Raw genomic sequence first — 18,506 nt, forward strand, 5'->3', positions numbered from 1 at the left:
CCTTATTTACCCATCTGCAATGTCTGCATCAGCATTTGCTTGCTGGCATCTGCAACTTGCACATTGCTCTGGTAAGAACGTGAAGCGGAAATCATGTTGGCCATTTCTTCCATCACGTTAACGTTCGGCTTGTAGATATACCCTTCTGCATTGGCAAGCGGGTGATCCGGGTTGTATTCAGCACGAAGCGGCTTTTGGCTCTCAACGATGCCTTTCACCTGCACCGGGACGCTGTCTTCACGCTGGTAGCTCGCACTCTCAAGCGCCGCAGCAAAAATCGGGTGGCGCGCCTTGTAGGTTTCATCGGCAGAGCTGCTCACGCTGTTGGCGTTGGCCAAATTACTCGACGTGGTATTCAAGCGCACAGATTCGGCGCTCATCGCTGAACCGGAGACATTAAAAATGTTAAACAAACTCATCGATTATTCTCCTTTTAATGCCTTGCTCAGGTTTTTGAATTTCGAGCCTAAGAAATCAAGCGATGCCTGGTATTCCAGCGAGTTTTGCATAAATAAGTTCTGTTCTAGCTGAGCATCGACCGTGTTGCCGTCGCCGGTATCCGGTTGGGTTGGTACGCGGTACTTTTGCTCACCCATTACTTTGGTAGAGGCAGAGATATGCCGACCATCAGTACGGCTTAGGCCAATCTTTGCCTCTGACGTTGCCGCATTCAATGCTCGCTGAAAGTCGATATCTTTTGCCTTGTACCCAGGCGTATTGGCATTGGCCAAGTTACTAGCCAGTGTCTCTGCGCGCTTGGCACGGACACCGACCGTGTGCTGGTGCACACCCAATGCTTTATCAAAAGAGATGGACATATCTGCCTCCAAAATTCGTTAGAATTATATAAGCAAAGGCTATGCCAGTTTTGTAAATTAAAGAAGGAAAGAATAAAGAAAGGAGTAACGAACAATTAGAGAGGGCATTCCCTCTCTAATCAAAAGATACGAGACTCAAGCTACGCAAGCCGCGTGTATTACTTCAGCTTGTAGATAATACCCGGATTACAGCGAATCATCTCAAACTTATCGGTGAGGCCAGTCAGTGACTCAGATGCGCCAAGCAACAAGTAACCGCCAGGGTTCAAGCTTGCCGCCATTTGGTTTAGTACCTTGGCTTTCATTTCCGGAGAGAAATAAATCAGCACGTTACGGCAGAAGATAATGTCGAACTTGCCCAGTAAGGCATAGCTGTCTTTCAGGTTCTGCGGACGGAAGTTCACCATACGCTTCACCTTGTCATTGACCTTCATACGACCATCGCCGTTGTTCTCGAAGAACACACGGCGGCGCTCAGGCGACAAACCTCGGCTCAGAGCCAAATTGTCATAAACCCCCGTTCGGCAAGTATCAAGCATGGTCTGGGAAATATCCGTTGCCGTAATCTGGACACCACTGGTGAGCATACCCGGGCGTCGGTTCTGGGTTTCCAGCACCGTCATGGCAATAGAATAGGGTTCCTGCCCCGAAGAACTCGCCGAAGACCACACCTTGATTGGGCGCTTATTGGCCGCCAGTTCAGGCAACAGCTTGTCGGCAAGCACCGTATACGGGTAGGTATCGCGAAACCAAAGGGTCTCGTTGGTTGTCATCGCATCTACCGCGGCAACACGGAGCTCGCGGTTTCGACCCGAGATCACAACCTGCAATAACTCAGACAGTGATGATAGCGAATATCGGCTGACCAACGGAGTTAAGCGGCTACGAACTAAATACTGCTTACTGGCACCAAGTACGATACCGCACTGCGCTTCAAGGAAGCGGCAAAAATCACGATACTCCTGATCGTTTATAGTTATAGCTGTCATCTACTACTCTAAATTCGTTATTATTCTGGCATTGCCGCTTTTACCGCAGCACCAAGCTCGTCAGGGTTAAACTTAGGAATAAAGGCATTGGCCCCTACTCGCTCAACCATGGCTTGGTTAAACACACCGCTCAGCGAGGTGTGTAGGATAACATGTAAATCTTTCAATTGGGGATCATTACGGATCTCAGCCGTTAAGGTGTAACCATCCATTTCCGGCATTTCAATATCTGAAATCACCAACGCCAACTGCTCGTAAATACTTGCGGTGTTGGCCATTTCACGTAGCTTTTCAATGGCTTCTTTGCCGTCTTTCACCAGCACACATTCACAGCCAATCGCTTCGATAGCACGCTGCACCTGCTTACGGGCCACACTGGAGTCATCGGCAACCAGTACGCGACGGACGGCTGGCATTGATTCAATCAACTCTTCCAGCACAGTATCGGTAATGTCGGTATTCACCGGCGAGATTTCATCAAGGATTTTCTCAACATCCAAGATTTCAACCAGCTCATTGTCAATTTCTGTCACCGCTGTCAGGTAGTTTGCCTTACCCGCACCTTTTGGCGGCGGCAAAATCGATTCCCAGTTCATATTGATAATGCGCTCAACCGACGATACCAGAAAGCCCTGAATAGAGCGGTTAAACTCTGAAATGATCACAAAGCAATTGTCGAGATCATCAATCGGTCGGCCACCGGTTGCCAGGCTCATATCAATCACCGAAATCGTTTGACCACGAATATGAGCAATTCCCTTCACCAACGGATGTAAGTTCGGCATGGTTGTTAGCTTCGGGCATTGAAGGACTTCTTTCACTTTAAAGACGTTAATACCGTAGCGCTGGCGTCTGTTTAGTCTGAAAGTTAGGAGCTCAAGACGGTTTTGACCGACGAGCTGGGTGCGCTGATTGACTGAATCCAGGATCCCCGACATAAGGATGACTCCGTGTTATTCGTTTTTATAATTTGATACGTGTTCAATGGGAAATATTTTTACAATTGGCATATCATACCAAATTCAAGCATGCTCTGGTTACCTAACAAGGTATCCAGAACCTCATGCCTAATTTTAGCGACAATCTTGGTAAAAACAGAGCGAAAACCGTGACCCAAAAAACACACTTACCACTCTTACCATTGTTCATCGGCCTGTTAGCCTGTTTCTTTAGCACAATTGTACCTGCTTCGTCAGAAAACATCACCGTTACAGTACAGCGTGCAGCTGAAGCGTTTGTTGCTGAACAAATCACGGTGCCTGAGCGCGGCGAACTTCGAGTCACAGCCGCGACACTCGATAGCCGCCTGCGGCTGACAGAGTGCTCTGCGCCACTCAACACCAGCATTCCCGGCAAGCAATCTTTAACGGGAAATGTGACCGTCCTTATCAATTGCGTGCCAGAAAATTGGCAAGTTTACGTACCTGTGCGCACCCAGCTGCTGCTGCCCCGTGTTGTCGCAGCAAAACCATTGGCACGCGGCATGGTGCTCGGCACCGATGATCTCACAGTCCAGCAGGTGGAATTGCGATTCCAGCGCGGCGTGGTCTTTGAGCGCCCGGAGCAAATCATCGGCTCAAAAATGAAGCGCACCGTTAACATGGGCGAAGCGGTTCAGGGGGGCGATATTTGCCTCGTTTGTCGCAACGACTCGGTTAATATCATCGCTGGCAATGGCGGCCTCAGTATTATTACCAAGGGGAATGCCCTTTCCGACGGCTCGCTCGGCGAACAAATCAGAGTGCAAAACAGCAAGTCAAAGCGAGTTATCGATGCCGTGATCACCGGTGTTGGCGAAGTTACCGTCAATTATTAGGGGAAACCGATAAAATATTGGTACAATTAATACTAAAGTTTCTCCGTGCCCTGCCGATGTAGAGGCTGTCACTAGTATATTGTTCAAAGGCTCACTATATATGGCAAGTATCGATCATCTTCGCTCCGGCCACCCGATGACAACATCGCGCAGCAACCATGGCAATGTGTCAAACGCAGGTACCGGCTCCTCCAAAAGCACCACCAGCTCGTCAATTGGCAGCAACCAAGGCGATGCGGTTTCATTAAGCTCGCAGGGCAAGGCTGTCGGCCAAATCCACCAGCAACTTGCTGCCGAGCCAAGCTTTGACAGCGCAAAAGTCGCGGCAATCAAAGATGCCATCAGCAACGGCTCATACGTGGTTGACGCCGAGAAGCTTGCGGCCAATATGATCAAATTCGAAGATGAGTTGCGCGGCCTTTGATACAGCCGACGGCTACAACCAGCGCCCCGCAGCCCAGCCATGATGAAGAGTGAACCATGTCGCAATCAATTGAACAATTACTAGATCTGCAGCAAGCAACCCTGGTATCACTCTCACGCCTGCTCGAGCAAGAAAAGGCGGCTATTGTCGAACGTAAGGCGGGGGAGATCTCGCAGCTGGCTACCGACAAACTGGCGCTGATCCACAAGGTGCAGCAACAAGACCACCTGATTGCCAGCCACCCGAACCGCGAACAGCTTACCGCATCCCAAGATTTGGCGGTTCGTGTCGAGCAGATCAAAACCACCGTTGCCCGTTGCAAAGAAATCAACGAAGTCAACGGTGAAGCACTGCAACGCGCCCAGCTCAGTTTTCATAAGCTCAATAACCTATTCCAGCAGAGCCGCGGCAAACAACAGATGACCTATAACAGCGAAGGGGTGGCACAAAATATCCGCTCGCTGGGTACTAATATCAAGGCCTAGGCAGCGTTTATCAACACTAGGATCAAAAAGCGGGAGCCATGTGGCTCCCGCTTTCATATCTTCGCTAGCAATGGTGATTTTTCAAGTCAGGTGTTTCAGTGCTCCAAACACGTTAGAATAGCGTTTCTTGGTTAGTCGGCACCTGGTAGACCTCACCGTGCTTCTTCATACGCTCCATCTTATTCAGATCAAGCTGCATCTCGGTCACAAAGCTATCACCTACCGGGTAGCTACGAATAACTTCTGCACCCCGAATAATGCCATCCGCCGCGCCATCGGTACTTTCCACGCCAAGCTGCTGATCTTCCATACCCGCTCGCGCACTGATGCGCATACCGTACACTTGTTCGGTTAGCTCGCGGTAAGCGTCAATCTTGGAGGCACGCATTGCCCGAACGCGCTTCTCCTCTAAAGTTCGGCCACGCTGCTCGCTAATCGAGGCATAGCCCACGGCAGTAATCAAATCATCATTGCGGATTTCGGTCAGAGGCTGGCAACCCACTAACGCGACCAATACCACCAGAAACCAGTAACGCATATTCACTCCTAAGGTTTTAACACCACGGTGTTGCGATCGTAAGTTGTCTTATCATCACGAATGATCACACCGTTTTGGATACGCATTTTATTCAAGGTATCAAGGTCGCGTCCAATCCTATCTGCTGGCAAGAAGCCTTGTGCCGAAGCGATCACAACCCGAGAGCGCATACCGATAATACGCGCATTCACCAGCACACCCGCTCCCTGGCGAAGCATGGTGCCCGTAAGCACGTAATCTACAGGTTGCTCGGCGACTAGCTCGCGCCAGTCTCGGCTAATAGAGAAATCACCATCGGGGGTCACTTTAATCGCCCCTGTCGCCTTGTAATCAACAACGGTATATCCACGCTGCTGCATCTGGTACATGAAGCTTTCGGTCACGCTATTGCCCAACCAGTTTGTTTCGCCCATCTCCTGCAAATCAACAAAAGAAGTGACGGCTAACGGCGTTTTTGCCGTCAAATACTGGTTCGACGTAATAAGCTGCTCGGTAAGCCCTTCAACAAAGAAGTCCATGGTATGACGCGGGGTTTCCTTCAACAGAAAAGAACTGCCCGTGTAAGGCTCCTTACCATTATAAATTGGGGAGTATGTGCATGATACGGTCATCATTGCCAGTATCAGGACTATCCATTTTTTCATTCTAACCAGCTCCAGATGAAAAGAGACTTACTGCTCTTAGCCTGTTATCGTACACAGAGAGAAAAACTTTACCGATTACGTTCAAAAATGCTAATGGGAACACTCTTTGCATAACACTTTGCACAAGGTAACCCCATTATGGGGTTCATCGGTTGCCATCACATACGGCAAGTTTTATCTTTAGCTGGTAGTACACTAGCAATTTTCATACCCAAGTTGACCAGAGTTGGAATAAATGAGTAAAAAATACTTAACCCTGCTCAGTAGCCTTAGCCTGCTGCTCTCCTCACAATCCTTTGCCGCCTGGTTTGAGGTGACGGGTTCGGCAGTCCAACTCGAAAGCGAATCCACGGCAAGGAAGAATGCCCTAGAGGATGCTGTATTTCAGGCAATGAGCTACTCTGGCGCAGACATTTCAACCTTTGGCTATCTGCAGCCTTATCTGGAAACAGAACGCAGCGAATACCAGTTCAGCGGTAACGAAGTACGCCATGTTTCCGTCGTCAAAACACGAAAGCGAAGCGGCAAATATTACCTGACGGCGAGAATTGACATCTACCCATCGGCAAAGACTTGCCACAAGGTACAGTACAAAAAAGGGCTACTGCTTGGTGAGTTCTCTATCGCCTACCCGCAACACGCATCACTGGGCGGGATATACCAACTGGGTGAGTCTTTTACCTCTATATTGAAACGTCAAATCGAGCGCCGCTCGCAAAGTTTTGTTGTCAGCAATACTACCCGGGTACCCATCTCCCCAGGGCAACCTGCGATGATGACCATGCTCGCCGAAGACAACGACGCGCAATACATCATTAGTGGTGAAATTACTGATTTGACTTCGACACTTGACCAAAAACTCTTGCGAAGCGATCAAATCAACCGCCAATTTGCCGCCAACATCCAAGTGATGGACGGCAAGACCGGCGAAACCCTGATGCAGAACAACTATCGTGAAATCGCAGAATGGCCGTTTGATCGGATCAGTACCCTTGATACCCAAAGCGCGCGTTTCTGGCAATCGAGCTACGGGCAAGCCGTGCAGCGTGTTAGCCGCAATATGATGTTAGACCTAGAAAGTACCCTTGCCTGTAGAGCAAGCTTACCTGAAGTGGTCAACACCCATGGCAGCATGGTGCAGGTTAATGTCGGACGTATCCATGGTGTTAAGGCCGGTGATAAGCTCGCCTTGTGGCACAGTGCAGGCTTTATTGATCAGCAAGGCATTCCGCGTAACCGGATGATCCAAACCGATATCACCCTCACGGTTGATCGTGTTTACGAGAAGTCGGCCGAGCTGTTGGTCGAACAACCCGATCTCGCTGCCAGCATCCAGCCAGGTGATTTACTGACCAAACAGCGCGCCGAATAAGATAATCACTTAATATCTTTGAAAATCTTTGTATAATAGCCACTCAAGTTCATACTTGAAGCTCCCTTAGCTCAGCTGGATAGAGCGTCCCCCTCCTAAGGGGAAGGCCACAGGTTCGACTCCTGTAGGGAGCGCCATCAAATTCGAAAGCCCAGCATAATGATATGCTGGGCTTTTTCTCATCTGCCAGAAACAAAAAAACCTCGCAGTGCGAGGTTATTTTATAAATTACCTGTATTGAAAATGATACAAGTAAGAAGAATTTTGGTGGAGCTATGCGGGATCGAACCGCAGACCTCTTCGCTGCCAGCGAAGCGCTCTCCCAGCTGAGCTATAGCCCCAAAACGTAGAATTGATAATAAAAACTTAATGTTTTCATGTCAATACAACATTTTTAAGATTTTCAGCCTTAAACCATAAACTGAGATAGCAGTCACACCTAACAGCAGCCAAAGGCTAACACTGTTAGCATAGTGCTTTTACAGCAAGCACTCATACGCTCTTATTAAGATCTGAAAAATATGATCTTGTCCTAACATTTAATTGTAATTTACTCACCCCATGCAAAATAGCGTGAGTTGTTTATCTTTTTACAATGAAAATGGAGAGAGTGTTATGAAGAAGTTTGCTGCTTTTTGCGCTGCAATGATGTTATCAGCTAGCTTTAGTGTCTCCGCTTATACCCTTGCTGGTACAGCAACAGAGATTCCAGAAGGTGCGTTGAAATACTGTGCAACATCAAAAAATTTCTGGGTTTGTGTCAATAACTATAAGCAGATGCATAAAGACTAACAACTCACCTATAATCGACAAAAAAGCGGAAGCCACATGGCTTCCGCTCTTAATTTTTGCCTAGCTAACCAGACAATTAGCTGTTTGCTTCACGCTCAGCAATGAAAGCAAGTGCCATCTTGATACGTGCTGCAACACGTTCTTTGCCAATCAGCTGCATAACGGCATCAACCGATGGTGACTGGCCTTGGCCCGTTACAGATACGCGTAGCGGCATACCCACTTTACCCATACCTAGCTCAAGCTCTTCACAGGTTTCCTTGATCACATTGTGAAGGTTCTCTGTGGTCCACTCTTCTAGCGCTTCAACTTTTGCCAAAGCCAGTGCCAGTGCTTCTTTCGCGACTGGGCGTAGGTGCTTCTTCGCCGCACCCGCTTCAAACTCACTGAAATCTTGGTAGAAGTAGCGAGATTGCTCAGCAAGCTCGATCAGGGTATTACAACGCTCACCAACAAGCTTGATCACTTCGGTGATAGCAGGGCCGTTAGCAATGTCGATTTCTTTCTGATCTAGATGCCACTGCAGGTATTTCGCCACATACTCGGGCTCTGCCGTCTTGATGTAGTGGTTGTTCAACCAAAGCAGTTTGTCTGTATTGAAAGCTGACGCAGACTTGCTGATAGAATCCAGGCTAAATAGCTTGATCATCTCTTCGAGCGAGAAGATTTCCTGATCACCATGAGACCAACCCAGACGAACTAGGTAGTTCAATAGTGCTTGCGGTAGGTAACCTTCATCACGGTATTGCATCACGCTTACCGCACCGTGGCGCTTAGATAACTTGGCACCATCATCACCTAGGATCATTGCACAGTGGGCAAACTCAGGTACTGGTGCACCTAGCGCTTCGTAGATGTTGATTTGACGTGGCGTGTTGTTGATATGGTCTTCACCACGTACAACCTGAGTAATACCCATATCCCAGTCATCAACAACAACACAGAAGTTGTATGTTGGGCTACCGTCTGTACGGCGGATGATCAAATCATCCAGTTCGCTGTTAGCGATTTCAATACGGCCACGAACGTGATCGTCAAAAACAACCGTGCCTTCTTTCGGGTTACGGAAGCGAATGACAAACGGAGAGTCTTCGGTAGCCGCGGCATTGGCAGCCATCACTTTAGGGTGGTTAGCATCGTAACGTGGCTTAACACCCGCAGCCATTTGCTCTTCACGGATTTCGTCTAGTAGCTCTTTCGGGCAGTAGCACTTGTAAGCCTTGTCTTCTGCAAGCAGCTGGTCGATTAACTGGTTGTAACGATCAAAACGTTTAGTTTGGTAGTAAGGTCCTTCATCCCAGTTCAGGCCAATCCACTCCATACCTTCAAGAATGGCGTCGATCGCTTCCTGTGTTGAGCGCTCAAGGTCTGTATCTTCGATACGAAGTACAAATTCGCCACCCATATGTTTAGCAAACAACCAAGAATACAGTGCTGTACGAGCACCACCGACGTGCAAGAAGCCTGTTGGGCTCGGTGCAAAGCGAGTTTTAACCGTCATTGAACATTACCTAATTAATGAAGGAGCGCAGCCATTGTATGTCGCTGCGATAAAGATGCGGGGTATTTTAACACTGTCATGCAATTCTACAATCGTTGCTCGAAAGCAGGTGCCGACATATTGCCGATAAATGCAAACAGGGGGAGGCATTGCGGCCTCCCCCTGCGATAAATACTTTAGCTAACGCTTACTTTAGGTTACGCATTGCCCACTGCATAAACTGCTGCTGCTCTTCGGCAGAAAGCTCAGCAAACCCCGTTTGCATTATGGCTACTTTGCTTGCTGCTGCGTTGCCTGTTGCTTCGGCAACCGTTGTTTTAGTCGCTTGTGCTGTCTTTTGTGGTTTCACCGCAAGATCATCAACCATGGTAGGGTCAACCACAGCAACGCCATCACCAACCATATTGTACTCTTCAAGCGTTCTTGCATATTCAGGGAAAATACCCAACCCGCTTACATGTAATAACTCCGCTTGGTAATCAACCGGGGCTCCCTTGGTATCGGTTAAAACAAAATCCAGTGTTTTACGGAAGGCCTTGGCATCATCAACATGCTTAAACACCGGGTAGCTTAATTGTAATGGTGACTCAGTAGCATCAAAGCGCATAACCACTGGCGTGAACTTTAATTTAGAGCGGCGCCCATCATCAATAACCAACTGATCAAGAGAAAATAAAATCTGATTCGTCCCCGCCTCTAACTCAAGGACATCTTTATTCTTAAACAGTGGCGAGTCCACTTCTTTTCCATTCAAGACGTGAAGGTCAATCTCTTTAATTACTTTTAATTCACTTGCCAAACTTGGCAAAGAAAGTGCACCTGCCAATACAGCCACAAGCCATTTTTTATTCATCAATTGCCTCACTAAAATCCGATATTTACTTTCTTATACACTAATTTCAAAAAGGCGGCCAAAGCCGCCTTCTCATTATTAGCTATTTCTAAAGTTGAAATTAGAAGTAGTATTCAACACCAACAGATGCTTCATCAAAGCTATCTGATTTCCAACGGCCTTGGTAAGAATCGCCCAAGTCATTGATTGCGTAACGTGCGTATAGAACCGCATTGGTATCGACAAAGTACATCATCTGGAATGAAGTTACGTTATCTTCGGTGTTTTCAATATCTTTACCGTCAACTTCTAGACCAAGGTTTTCAGCGCGAGCTACTTTAGCCTGCCAGTTACCGAAGTTGTAGGTCATACCCACTGAGTACGAATCTTCACGCTCGTCGACACCGCGATCATTATCTGCTTTAGCAATACGGTAGTAAGCGAAATAACCTAGGCCATTAGAAAAACCACCCTGAGAGCCAATCAAGTAAGTTTGGTTATCCCAATATTCAGTGCCACTAACAGGTTCACCTTCTGTATCTACAGTACCAGTAGGGTAAGAGCCTTTAGTTTTGTAGTTCATTTCATAAGCTAGATCGAACTGAACCCAACCCCAGTCACCTTTAAACTGCTGGTGAGCAGCCATACCATGCCAGTAGTTGCTTCCTGCTTTTTCGCTATCGGTTGCACCGGCACGATCTTGCCCAGCACCAACGGCGATATCCATGGTGAAACCTTTCCATAACTCGTTAGTATCCCAACGAATTGTATCCGACTGACGGTCATTGAAGTTGTTACCGCCAATAGTACCACCCCAGTCCCAAACGTTACCCATGCCCGGGTTGGTTGCAGGCCAGTCGATTAGCTCGTAGATTGGTGTTAACACGCGACCAACACGTACTTGACCAAAACGCTCATGCTCAAAACCAACAAACGTATCACGGTGACCAAGCAGGTTTCCGCCGTCTTCAGGACCAAATGACGGATCGACATAGCCAGATTCAATTTGCCACAAGAATGTCCAATCTTGTAGGTTGTCAAATTTAGCAGTACCTTTCCAACCAAGACGAGATTCGTGGTTTGCTTGCGTACCGTTATTGTTCTTTTCATTGTCATACTGGCGATCAGCTACCTGCATAGCGATAACACCGTAGATACCGTGCTCGTATTTACCTTCTGCTTGAGCTGGTACAGCTGCAACTGCGGCTGCCGTAATCGCTGCACCTAATAGAGTACGCTTGAAAATCTTATCCATGGAAAACTCCTAGTATTTATAGCTGTGTCTGATTGAGCCCCAGTTGGCCGCCGAAGGAACAATCAGAATTAATTATTGATTTTGAAATCGTGGATAAGATTAACCGCTTTTTTTTTATCGTGAAGATAGCCCCCAAGAAAATATGATGCTGTTCAAAACACTGAAACCTAAAACAAACAAAAATAAATCAAAACAACAACTTAAACCCAAAACATAAAGTAATTAGCGTTTTCAATCATCACTAAAAACCTCGATACGATCACAACATCGCTGGCAAATTGGTGCTTTTTAGAAAAATAATTAGAACTATTGAGATCTAATTATTTTCTTTGGCAGAATTTATTACTAAATAAGTGATCATGCTCTCACAAGTCATAGATAAAAATGAACCAAATCGTTTTTTGTTAACTTGTTTTGACGTTTTTACCTACCGCCTTACATTCATAAGCTTTTTCCGAAAACCACCTATAAACAAAGCCAATAACAACAACTGAAGGTATACGCCATACCTTAAAATGATAAAAAAGCGATGCTAAGTTTCCTTATTGCGTATGTTTTTTGGCATAAAAGATGAACACTGTGACTAACCCCTTATAACCATGACATCATAATGAATAGTCCTTTTTAGATGTGGTGCATCAAAGTAAAATTGTGATGAAAAATATCTTTAAGGATTTAGTTGCTTTTGAATGCAACTGACAAGGAGAAACTATGAAATTGAAACCGACAGCCTTAGCCATCGCATTACTATCACCACTATCCTTTCCTGTTATGGCTGAGGTGACACTTGAACTGCCTGACAATATCCGCTTACTTGCCGTCAATGAAACGGAAGTGAATAAAGGCTGGGGAAGTATTTTCAAAGCAACTGAAGATTCAATCACTCTGGAAGATGGCAAGAACCAAATAGTTTATCAAGTTGATCATTACTTTTATAAAGGCGACAAACAAAGCGAGCGATACCGTTCAGGCCCGCTCATTTTGACTTTTACAGCAAATAATGAAGAACTATCGTTAGCTATTCCAAACTTCTCCGACAAAGTTCAGGCTGAGAGCTATGCCGAAAAGCCAACCCCAAAATTAACTGATGCAAAAAGCGCAAGCTATCCGTTCAAGCATGATCATCTCGCATTGAAAGGACTTTCAATCAATCATGATTATGCTGAGTATGTGAAAGCCTACAATCAAAAAGGCGGTGTTGCTGCAGTGACCGGCCTTACCGCGCCAGTAGCAGCTACTAAAGTATCAGCAACTGAACAATCACCAACTGTTGAAAAAGCAGCTGTAGCTACTAAAACAGCTCAAGCTGAAAATAAAGGCAGCCAAGCAGATCTCGCGGGCGAGAACCTAAAGTATTGGTTTGAACAGGCAGATCCACAAACAAGAAAAGAGTTCGTTAGCTGGGCAGTACAAAACCTATAGCATCATATGCAAACCACCTATAGCTTTATTAACTAAAAAAGAAGGGATATCCCTTCTTTTTTTTATACCAATCCCTACTACCAATCTAGATAAGTCATTAATCTATGTATTACACAGGAAAAATAAAGAAATAATAGATGGGGTTGGTGTTAGTTTTAGATAACAACAAAAAACGGGAGCTTTAATAAGCTCCCGCAAATAAGACAGTATCGTTAACTAAAGATTAGAAACCGTATTCAATACCAACACGTACTACGAAGGTCTCAGTTTGTTTCGCGTCAGCACCTGTACCAGACTTAATGTCACGCTGAGCTAGACGTAGGTAAGGAACAAAGCCGTTATGAACATACATTAGCTGACCAGAAATCACGCTATCCTCGTCACCATTTTTCATACCATCAGTTTCAGATTCTAGGTTCTCTGTATAACCAACTTTAACGCCCCATGGACCGTTCCAGTACTGGCCGATCACAACCCAAGAATCCTGCTCTGACTTATCGCCCCCTGTCACATCACTTTCGCCAGACTTATAGGCGCCCGCTAGCCCAAAGCCTGCTGGTAGCGAAGCTTCGAAACCAACAATGTAACCGAAGGTATCTGCAAATTGTGCTGCTACTGATTCGGTCAACTCAGATTGACCATTTTCATCAAAGCCCCATGACTCTTCAACAGCATCGGATACCTTACGGTCTGTTTCCGTTTCAAATGCAGCATGCAGCGTTACCATGTCAGCTACACGGTAGTGAGCTGCCGCGCCGTACCAGTTGTTACCATCTACCGACTTGTCACCGCGACCTGTAGCAATATTGAAGTTAAAGCCGTTGAAGTTAGGCGAATCGTAGCGAGCCATGTCACCATGGCGGTCACGGTTGAACTTAACATCGCCGCCCCAGTCCCAAGAAGCACCAAGGCCTGGGTTTGCATATGGCCAGTCGATTATCTCATACATTGGCGTCAGCATACGACCGAAACGAACCGTACCCCAGTCACCTTTCATACCGATGAAAGTATCGCGGTTACCAAGCGTACCACCAGTACCATCTTCACCTACGTAGCCAGATTCAACCTGCATGAAAACAGTGAAGTCATCAAACATTTCTTTACCAGCTCGGAAACCGATACGTGATTCATTCTCGTAATCGTAACCAGTATAAGTGTCTGTCTTAGCACCAGTGCTATCTGTCTCTTCACCATCGTAGTTAACGATTGAAATCGCTGCGACACCGTAAACTTCAACGTTGAAGTCGTTGTTCTCACCGATTTGGTAAGCATTTGCTGACATTGACATTAGCGCTGCTGCTGCAACTGCTGTACCCAAAACCGAACGCTTGAACATCTTTTCCATGGAATAAAACTCCTAAAAATACTAGCTGTGATACTTGTGCCCTAAAGGTTGGCCGCCGAGGGCATCAAGTATTCCTCCCGATATGTCAGTCAGGCTCACGCCTAACCAATTCATATTTTTTTAGTTCTGAACTGAACACTTGTCTTGCTTCATGTCTAAGACTACTTTCACATCAAAAAACATCAAACAGAACTTAATTTATTATTCAAAAAATATGAGCCAGTGCAAAGTTTGACCGATTTAGTGATCGAGATCATACATAATGACACAAACATCAAAATAAACATCAAAATCACTATATAACAATTAGATACAGGGCAAACCATTAACTAACAAACCATTTTTGTATCGACTTTCCAAGCTAAAAAATAATAAAAGACCGCCATTACCCGTTACTATAAAAACGCTAAAACCCTTAAAACCGCCCACTTAAAACACGTCAAAAAATAATTAACAACAGTAAATAAAGAATACAAAAAAAGCCCTTAACAACAATGTGTTAAGGGCTTTAAATCATTTTATCTCGTTAAAATTTAGATTTTGACGAAATTAACGAGACATAAAATCAACCAATGCCTGCTCATCCCAGATTTCGATGCCAAGCTCTTGAGCTTTCGACAGTTTTGAGCCAGCTGCTTCACCAGCTACCAGCAAATCCGTCTTTTTAGACACACTGCCTGTTACTTTTGCACCTAGCTTTTGCAATGCCGCTTTGGCATCAGAGCGTGTTAATTGCGATAGTGAGCCGGTCAATACAACCGTTTTACCATCAAGTGGGAGCTCAGCGCCTTCGTCTGCTTTTTCAATCGCCGGCCAATGAATACCTTCAGCCAATAACGCTTTGATCACATCAAGGTTGTGCTCTTCACGGAAAAAGTTAAATACATGCTCAGCCACAATGTCGCCAACATCTTGTACTTTGATCAACTGCTCTTTATCTGCCGCTTGGATAGCTTCCAAGGTTTCAAAATGGTTGGCAAGGTTGGCGGCAGTTGCTTCGCCCACCTCTCGGATACCCAATGAATACAAGAAGCGAGGCAGGGTTGTTAACTTAGAAGCAGCAAGTGCATCAACAAGCTTTTGTGCCGATTTCGGCCCCATTCGCTCGAGAACTGTCACCACGCCCGGTGATAATTTAAATAAATCGGCCGGGGTCGCCACCATTTCGCGATCCACCAGCTGCTCGATAACCTTCTCGCCACAGCCGTCAACATCCAGTGCCTTGCGCGACACAAAATGTTTCAACGCCTCTTTACGCTGGGCTTGGCAAAACAAGCCACCGGAACAACGGGCAACAGCCTCGCCTTCAACCCGTTCAACCTTTGATTCACACACCGGACAAGCTTCTGGGAACACAATTTCCTTGGCATCGGCAGGGCGTCGGGATTCAACTACCGCGGCAATCTGCGGGATCACATCACCCGCGCGGCGAATAATCACAGTATCCCCTACCATCACACCCAGCCGCTCGATTTCATCAGCATTGTGCAATGTGGCATTGCTAACTGTTACCCCGCCAACAAAGACTGGCTCAAGCTTGGCAACTGGCGTGATCGCCCCGGTACGACCAACCTGAAACTCCACATTATTAAGTAACGTCATTTCTTCTTGGGCAGGAAACTTATAGGCAATCGCCCAACGTGGCGCACGGGCAACAAAACCCAGACGAAGTTGAATAGCAACGTCGTCAGTTTTAATCACCACACCGTCAATTTCGTACGGTAAGGCTTCACGCTTCTCACCAATTTCCTGATGGTAAGCGATCACGTCATCCATGCTCGATAACTGGCGAATTTCGGGACACATCGGCAGCCCCCAGCCTTTTAGCTGAAGCAAGCGATCATACTGACCACCTGCCAGCTCCATGCCTTCAACCACACCAACAGAATAGGCGTAAAAGCTGAGTGGTCGGGTTGCAGTCACTTTAGAGTCAAGCTGGCGCAAGCTACCGGCAGCGGCGTTACGCGGATTGGCAAATGTCTTTTCGCCTTTCTTGGCCGCTTTCTCGTTGAGTGCCTCAAAGCCTTTTTTCGGCATAAAGACTTCGCCACGAACTTCTAGGCGAGCTGGCCAGCCTTCACCGGTCAACTTAAGCGGGATAGAGCGGATAGTGCGCACATTCTCGGTGATGTTCTCACCCGTGGTACCGTCACCTCGGGTTGCAGCCTGGATAAGCACGCCGTTTTCGTACATTAAACTTACCGCCAAGCCATCGAGCTTTGGCTCACAGCAATAAGTCAAAGCGCTTTCAGACAGCAAACGATCGAGCATGCGCTTTTCAAATGCATGAAGATCGTCATCATTAAAGGCATTATCCAGCGAGAGCATCGGAATTTCGTGGGTGATTTGCGTAAAGCCATCAAGCGGCTCGCCACCCACACGCTGGCTCGGCGAATCCACCGTCACCAGTTCAGGGTTGGCTTTCTCAATCGCCAGCAGCTGCTGCATCATACGATCGTATTCAGCATCGGGGATCTCAGGGTTATCTTCTACGTAGTAGCGATAGCCGTGGTACGCTAACTGTTCACGCAGTTCATCTAATTGCTGCTGAATATCATGACTCATTGTTTTTCCTATCATAATACGCCCCTGACGAGCTGGGGTATTAATAAAAATAAAGCCCTTTATACCTTAATGTATAAAGGGCCAAATTGTTTTATTTTTGGCGAGTACCGCTTAAGCGACAGTGTACTTCAGCGCCTTCTCGCGGTATGCGCTAATGCGGTGCGGTGTGATAAGCGCACGCTCATGGTCGAGTACATCGGCACCTAGGGTATCTGCGATTTGCTGAACTGTCTGAAGCATATGTTTAAAGTGCAGATCAGCACGACCAACCTGAGTAGGCAGCATCAAGTAGAATGCTACCCCCGGGGTTTCGAAACTATCATTACCGCCTTCCGGGAAGTGGGCTGGTGCAACCATGTTTGTTACCGAGAAGATCACCGGGCCAGTACCCGCTACATCAGCGTGATAGTGGTAAACCGAGTTCTCGCCAAAAACAAGATTGTGCTGCTCAAACGCATTAAACAGCTTAGTGCCGCGCAACAAATCGCCATTGCGCGCATGTACATTCAAGACAAGGTAATCTGGTGGAAGCTGCTCTTGCTGCTTTTCTACAACAGGCGCAGCAATTTCCGGCTCGGCTTTCTCTTCTTCTACAAGTTGCGGCTCGGCAGCGGCAGTTTCCACTTGGCTTTCTTCAAGTGTTGCACTTGGCTCAACCACAATCATTTCTTCAACTGAAACGGTTGGCTGATCACGCTCAATATCTTCAATGGTCAGGGTTGGCTCAAACTCAGAGCTAATCGACGCAGAAACAGTTTCTGCGGGTGTCGCAACCAACTGCTCGGCCACTTGCTCTTTTTGAAGCGGCGCTTCCATTGATTGACGCGCAGTCTGGATCACTTCAGCAGCCAGCGTCGCCTCTGCGGTTTCTGCGGCCCTAGTAGTTTCTGGGTTAGCAGAAACTTGCGGTTCAACAACACTTGCCGGAGTTTCTACAACTGTTTGTGTTTCAGGTTGAGCAGCTTCTGCTGCTGGCGCGGCTTCAACCTGAGGAGCAACCACCGGCTCACCAGTTGCCGTCATTGAAGGCAGGGGATCATTGGCTGAAGCAATAGGCTGGCTATCCATCAAAGGATCAGCTTGTAACTTTTGGCCGAAATGAAGTTCAGGCTCTTTACGCTCAGGACGGCTAACCTCTGGTTCACTGCTGGCTTGATTCACCACCCTAACATTGCCAATGCCGTCTTGATCAAATCCTTCTTGGTCACGGGCAGACTTGTCTAACTTGCCTAATGGCTTTTCGCCAAACTTAGCGGGTTTTTCCTTACGGCTGCTCCATAAGCCATGCAACAACAAAGCTGCAATCGCTAGCGCACCCACAATAATAAGAACCAGACGCAATTCCTGCATACGAATACTCTGAATTTACCTGTTACCCCATAGGGGAAAATCAACTTTCGTGTACCATTGAGCGTTATCCTCAACCTTCAATGCTACCACTTCATTACTGCCCTTCATTTTGTACTTTTTTGCTTACCGACTACACAGCCAAGTAAAGCAAATAAGAAGGGTTCAACCTCTAATGTATCAAAACTCAAAACGAAATGAGAAGACCAATATCGTTATTCGTGCAAGATAGTGCAGCTGAGCACAAAATCGGATAATCCTTGAGCGATTTTTTTGCTATTTCAGCATTTGAACCTAGGTGGAATTTGCTTCCAGGCAAGTAAGCCCGTTAATATCAGTCAAATAATCATTAACCCTAGCA

18 protein-coding genes and 2 tRNA genes are annotated in these 18,506 nt (G+C 46.7%); 7 read left to right on the plus strand and 13 right to left on the minus strand.

The features are described 5' to 3' along the window. Positions 1 to 2 precede the first annotated feature (2 nt). The 4 genes from flgC to C9I98_RS11675 all read right to left on the minus strand — a co-directional run bounded on the left by flgC (position 3) and on the right by C9I98_RS11675 (position 2,745). Complete coding sequence (gene flgC, locus C9I98_RS11660) at positions 3 to 419, minus strand: flagellar basal body rod protein FlgC (protein ID WP_036831755.1); 417 nt, start codon at positions 417 to 419, stop codon at positions 3 to 5. Between the two features lie 3 nt (positions 420 to 422). Then, a complete protein-coding gene (gene flgB / locus C9I98_RS11665) occupies positions 423 to 818 on the minus strand; it encodes a flagellar basal body rod protein FlgB (protein WP_036831754.1) in 396 nt (131 codons plus the stop codon). 158 nt (positions 819 to 976) lie between these two features. Continuing rightward, entirely contained in the window at positions 977 to 1,807 is an 831-nt protein-coding gene (locus tag C9I98_RS11670) for a CheR family methyltransferase (protein WP_036831752.1), read from the minus strand. Positions 1,808 to 1,827: 20 nt separating this feature from the next. Further along, complete coding sequence (locus tag C9I98_RS11675) at positions 1,828 to 2,745, minus strand: chemotaxis protein CheV (protein WP_036831750.1); 918 nt, start codon at positions 2,743 to 2,745, stop codon at positions 1,828 to 1,830. A 170-nt stretch (positions 2,746 to 2,915) separates the two neighbouring features. Here C9I98_RS11675 and flgA point away from each other — a divergent pair, with 170 nt between their 5' ends. The 3 genes from flgA (at position 2,916) to C9I98_RS11690 (ending at position 4,532) form a co-directional block, all read left to right on the plus strand. Then, a complete protein-coding gene (gene flgA / locus C9I98_RS11680; protein ID WP_036831766.1) occupies positions 2,916 to 3,623 on the plus strand; it encodes a flagellar basal body P-ring formation chaperone FlgA in 708 nt (235 codons plus the stop codon). 100 nt (positions 3,624 to 3,723) lie between these two features. Beyond that, a complete protein-coding gene (gene flgM / locus C9I98_RS11685; protein WP_036831747.1) occupies positions 3,724 to 4,047 on the plus strand; it encodes a flagellar biosynthesis anti-sigma factor FlgM in 324 nt (107 codons plus the stop codon). A 56-nt stretch (positions 4,048 to 4,103) separates the two neighbouring features. Then, positions 4,104 to 4,532 carry a flagella synthesis protein FlgN gene (locus tag C9I98_RS11690; protein ID WP_036831745.1) on the plus strand — a complete coding sequence of 143 codons (429 nt, stop codon included), beginning with the start codon at positions 4,104 to 4,106 and terminating at the stop codon, positions 4,530 to 4,532. 112 nt (positions 4,533 to 4,644) lie between these two features. Here C9I98_RS11690 and C9I98_RS11695 read toward each other — a convergent pair whose 3' ends face one another. Together C9I98_RS11695 and C9I98_RS11700 are read right to left on the minus strand one after the other, a co-directional pair. Next, positions 4,645 to 5,070: an LPP20 family lipoprotein gene (locus C9I98_RS11695; RefSeq protein ID WP_036831742.1), complete on the minus strand. Its 426-nt coding sequence runs from the start codon at positions 5,068 to 5,070 to the stop codon at positions 4,645 to 4,647. Between the two features lie 8 nt (positions 5,071 to 5,078). Next, a complete protein-coding gene (locus C9I98_RS11700) occupies positions 5,079 to 5,714 on the minus strand; it encodes a FlgO family outer membrane protein (RefSeq protein ID WP_036831740.1) in 636 nt (211 codons plus the stop codon). A 235-nt stretch (positions 5,715 to 5,949) separates the two neighbouring features. Here C9I98_RS11700 and C9I98_RS11705 point away from each other — a divergent pair, with 235 nt between their 5' ends. Next, on the plus strand, positions 5,950 to 7,086 hold the full coding sequence (locus C9I98_RS11705) for a flagellar assembly protein FlgT (RefSeq protein WP_036831739.1): 1,137 nt from the start codon (positions 5,950 to 5,952) through the stop codon (positions 7,084 to 7,086). A 60-nt stretch (positions 7,087 to 7,146) separates the two neighbouring features. Continuing rightward, positions 7,147 to 7,223: transfer RNA gene (locus C9I98_RS11710), tRNA-Arg, on the plus strand. A 128-nt stretch (positions 7,224 to 7,351) separates the two neighbouring features. Here C9I98_RS11710 and C9I98_RS11715 read toward each other — a convergent pair. Further along, positions 7,352 to 7,427: transfer RNA gene (locus C9I98_RS11715), tRNA-Ala, on the minus strand. Between the two features lie 274 nt (positions 7,428 to 7,701). Between C9I98_RS11715 and C9I98_RS26650 the strand changes: the two genes are divergently transcribed. Continuing rightward, positions 7,702 to 7,878: a hypothetical protein gene (locus C9I98_RS26650; RefSeq protein WP_170111217.1), complete on the plus strand. Its 177-nt coding sequence runs from the start codon at positions 7,702 to 7,704 to the stop codon at positions 7,876 to 7,878. Between the two features lie 76 nt (positions 7,879 to 7,954). Here the strand turns inward: C9I98_RS26650 and gltX are convergent, their stop codons facing one another. From gltX to C9I98_RS11730, 3 genes are all read right to left on the minus strand, one after another. After that, on the minus strand, positions 7,955 to 9,379 hold the full coding sequence (gene gltX, locus C9I98_RS11720; protein ID WP_036823008.1) for a glutamate--tRNA ligase: 1,425 nt from the start codon (positions 9,377 to 9,379) through the stop codon (positions 7,955 to 7,957). 187 nt (positions 9,380 to 9,566) lie between these two features. Continuing rightward, positions 9,567 to 10,232, minus strand: coding sequence for a YccT family protein (locus C9I98_RS11725; RefSeq protein WP_036822993.1), 666 nt, complete (start codon positions 10,230 to 10,232; stop codon positions 9,567 to 9,569). Positions 10,233 to 10,332: 100 nt separating this feature from the next. Next, positions 10,333 to 11,466, minus strand: coding sequence for a porin (locus C9I98_RS11730; RefSeq protein ID WP_036822979.1), 1,134 nt, complete (start codon positions 11,464 to 11,466; stop codon positions 10,333 to 10,335). A 711-nt stretch (positions 11,467 to 12,177) separates the two neighbouring features. Here C9I98_RS11730 and C9I98_RS11735 point away from each other — a divergent pair. After that, on the plus strand, positions 12,178 to 12,888 hold the full coding sequence (locus C9I98_RS11735) for a YccT family protein (RefSeq protein ID WP_051902548.1): 711 nt from the start codon (positions 12,178 to 12,180) through the stop codon (positions 12,886 to 12,888). Between the two features lie 223 nt (positions 12,889 to 13,111). Here the strand turns inward: C9I98_RS11735 and C9I98_RS11740 are convergent, their stop codons facing one another. From C9I98_RS11740 to zipA, 3 genes are all read right to left on the minus strand, one after another. Further along, on the minus strand, positions 13,112 to 14,233 hold the full coding sequence (locus C9I98_RS11740; protein ID WP_036827053.1) for a porin: 1,122 nt from the start codon (positions 14,231 to 14,233) through the stop codon (positions 13,112 to 13,114). Positions 14,234 to 14,782: 549 nt separating this feature from the next. After that, positions 14,783 to 16,798: an NAD-dependent DNA ligase LigA gene (ligA, locus tag C9I98_RS11745; RefSeq protein ID WP_036818144.1), complete on the minus strand. Its 2,016-nt coding sequence runs from the start codon at positions 16,796 to 16,798 to the stop codon at positions 14,783 to 14,785. A gap of 111 nt (positions 16,799 to 16,909) precedes the next feature. Then, a complete protein-coding gene (zipA, locus tag C9I98_RS11750) occupies positions 16,910 to 18,148 on the minus strand; it encodes a cell division protein ZipA (RefSeq protein ID WP_036818146.1) in 1,239 nt (412 codons plus the stop codon). Positions 18,149 to 18,506 lie beyond the last annotated feature (358 nt).

It is taken from the genome of Photobacterium sanctipauli, assembly GCF_003026495.1.
In the GTDB taxonomy this organism is placed as follows: domain Bacteria; phylum Pseudomonadota; class Gammaproteobacteria; order Enterobacterales; family Vibrionaceae; genus Photobacterium; species Photobacterium sanctipauli.